The following is a 2,529-nucleotide window of genomic DNA, read 5'->3' on the forward strand; positions in this document are numbered from 1 at the left end:
GTTGGCGAGGAAGGATTGATGAAGGGGTTTAGCCCAAATAGCTTACTTATTGAAATGACTACTTCCATTCCCTCTGAAACGAAAGAAATAAACAAAATGATGAAACATGCAGGATTTAGAATGATAGATGCTCCAGTCAGTGGTGGAGTAAAAAAAGCAGAGGAAGGCACACTGTCGATAATGGTTGGAGGAGACGCTTCCAATTTTGCAGAAGTTGAACCTCTATTAGGAAAGATTGGGCAAAATGTCATTCACGTAGGTGATATTGGAGCAGGCCACACGGTGAAAGCATTAAACAATATGATTTCAGCAGCAACCTTGGCGGTAACAGGAGAAGCAATAGCTCTTGGTGTAAAGCTTGGTCTAGATCCAACTAAGATGCTAAGCGTGATAAATACAAGCACAGGAAAAAGCTTCTCGAGTGATTTTAAATTTCCGAACCAAGTACTAACTAGAAACTTCGAAGTAGGATTTACACTAGATTTAATGGTGAAGGACTTAAAAATTGCGATGAGTATGGCCGAAGATGAAAAGGTACCTATGTTTATATCAAGTGCCTCCTATCAATTATGGAAGCAGGCTTGGTCAGAAGGTAAAGGAAACGAAGACCATACAACTATAGTAAAGCACATAGAAGAAATGTTTGATGTAGAAATAAAAGCATAAATGCATTGTTAACTCCAAATATATTAGGAAGATACTATGGAAACCCAAGGAGCATATTATGGATAAATTAAAACTTACAGAGTTAGATCGATCAACCTTACAGTTTAAAGTTACTACGAAATTAAGAGATTTAATATTAAGAGGAGAATTTAAGATGGGAGACCGTCTTATGCAAGAAGAGTGGGCAGCGAAGTTAGGGGTAAGTAGAATGCCTCTGCGAGAAGCCTTGAAACAGCTTGAGGTAGAAGGGCTCGTTCGAATGGAGCCAAGAAGAGGTGCAATCGTCACACCTATTTCTATTGATGATATTGAAGAGATTTATCAGCTGAGAGCCATGCTAGAGGGAGAGGCTGCCGTAAAGGCGCTACCTTTTATAGACGAAGAGGACATTAGAGATTTAGAGGAACTATATGAGCAGATGATTCAATTAGATCATAGCGAGACAGACATGGAAAAGTACATGAAAATGAATGCAAATTTCCACCAAATAATTATAGAGGCATGTCCTTGGAGAAGGATTAAAGGATACATTGATACTTTGTGGAAAGGGATTCCACCGTATACGCCAAGTGTCCTAGTGGATCATCTAGCAGAATCTCATAAGGAACATAGTCTAATGGTGAAGTTTGTTAAAGAAAATGACCCTATTAAATTAAGGAATGTAATCGAGACACATATTCTTAGAACGAAAGATAACTTAATAAAAATGATTGAAATGAGTGGAAGACAGTAAGTAAAAGGTGGGCATGAAAGGGGAATTATAATGAAACAGTTAGAAATATCCGTCATTCCTGGAGATGGAATAGGAAAAGAAGTAGTACCTGAAGCTTTAAGAGTTTTAGATGCAATCGCAAAGGTTCATGGAGGCTTAACGTTCAACTATACTCATTATCCATGGAGTTCGCAGTATTATGTTGAGCATGGGAAAATGATGCCGGATGATGGGTTAGATTTGCTAAGTCAAAGCGATGCTATTTTTTTAGGAGCTGTAGGAGACCCATCTCTCGTAAAGGATCATATTTCCTTAGGGGGCCTCTTGTTAAAAATTCGAAGAGAATTTGAACAAGTCATTAATATTCGTCCTGCTAAGCATATTAAGGGAATAGTTTCTCCATTAACTCATCCACGAGACTTCGATATTATGATTGTTAGAGAAAATAGTGAAGGTGAATATAGTAGTAGCGGCGGTAGAATCCATCAAGGAATAGATGAAATAGTAGTTCAGAACTCTGTTTTTACTAAAAAAGCTGTTTTACAGGTTATGGAATATGCTTTTGAGCTAGCAACAAAGAGAAATGGTCATTTAACGAGTGCAACCAAATCGAATGGAATCGCTCACTCTATGCCATTTTGGGATGACGTATTAGCTGAGGTTTCTCAAAACTATCAGGATATTCCAACTAAAAGTGAGCATATAGATGCCCTTTCCGCTTTTTTCATCACAAGACCTCACACATTGGATGTAGTCGTGGCTAGTAATCTCTTTGGAGATATTTTAAGTGATATTGGAGCAGCCATTATGGGAAGCATAGGAATTGCACCTTCTGGCAATATAAATTTAAATGGCAAGTACCCTTCCATGTTTGAGCCTGTTCATGGCTCAGCTCCTGATATTTATGGAAAAGGAATAGCAAATCCGGTTGGGCAAATTTGGACAGCCAAAATGATGCTAGATCACTTTGGAGAAACAGAAATGGGAACTATCTTATTAGAGGCGATTGAACATACTTTACAGTCAGGCATCAAGACTTCTGATATTGGAGGAAACCATAGTACAACCGAGGTGACGGATGCTATTATTGCAAAAATTGAAGGCGTGAATTCCTAAAAGACCGACATAAATACTCCTAAGAAAGGGGAAAT

3 protein-coding genes are annotated in these 2,529 nt (G+C 38.3%); all 3 read left to right on the forward strand.

What is annotated here, in order from left to right:
- A partial coding sequence (locus AC06OU_RS11505; RefSeq protein ID WP_475855906.1) for an NAD(P)-dependent oxidoreductase occupies positions 1-666 on the forward strand: 666 nt, incomplete at its 5' end.
- A gap of 58 nt (positions 667-724) precedes the next feature.
- The gene (locus tag AC06OU_RS11510) at positions 725-1,399 is read left to right on the forward strand and encodes a GntR family transcriptional regulator (RefSeq protein WP_475855908.1); all 675 of its coding nucleotides are present in this window, start codon (positions 725-727) and stop codon (positions 1,397-1,399) included.
- 30 nt (positions 1,400-1,429) lie between these two features.
- Positions 1,430-2,494 (forward strand): tartrate dehydrogenase, encoded by a 1,065-nt coding sequence (locus tag AC06OU_RS11515; RefSeq protein ID WP_475855910.1) that lies wholly within the window; start codon positions 1,430-1,432, stop codon positions 2,492-2,494.
- Positions 2,495-2,529: the final 35 nt, after the last annotated feature.

The sequence above is a fragment of the Psychrobacillus sp. genome (assembly GCF_056205495.1).

Bases quoted from the DNA above. Each gene is read 5' to 3' on its own strand.
- AC06OU_RS11510 (WP_475855908.1), top strand. From the start codon at position 725: ATGGATAAATTAAAACTTACAGAGTTAGATCGATCAACCTTACAGTTT.
- AC06OU_RS11515 (WP_475855910.1), top strand. From the start codon at position 1,430: ATGAAACAGTTAGAAATATCCGTCATTCCTGGAGATGGAATAGGAAAA.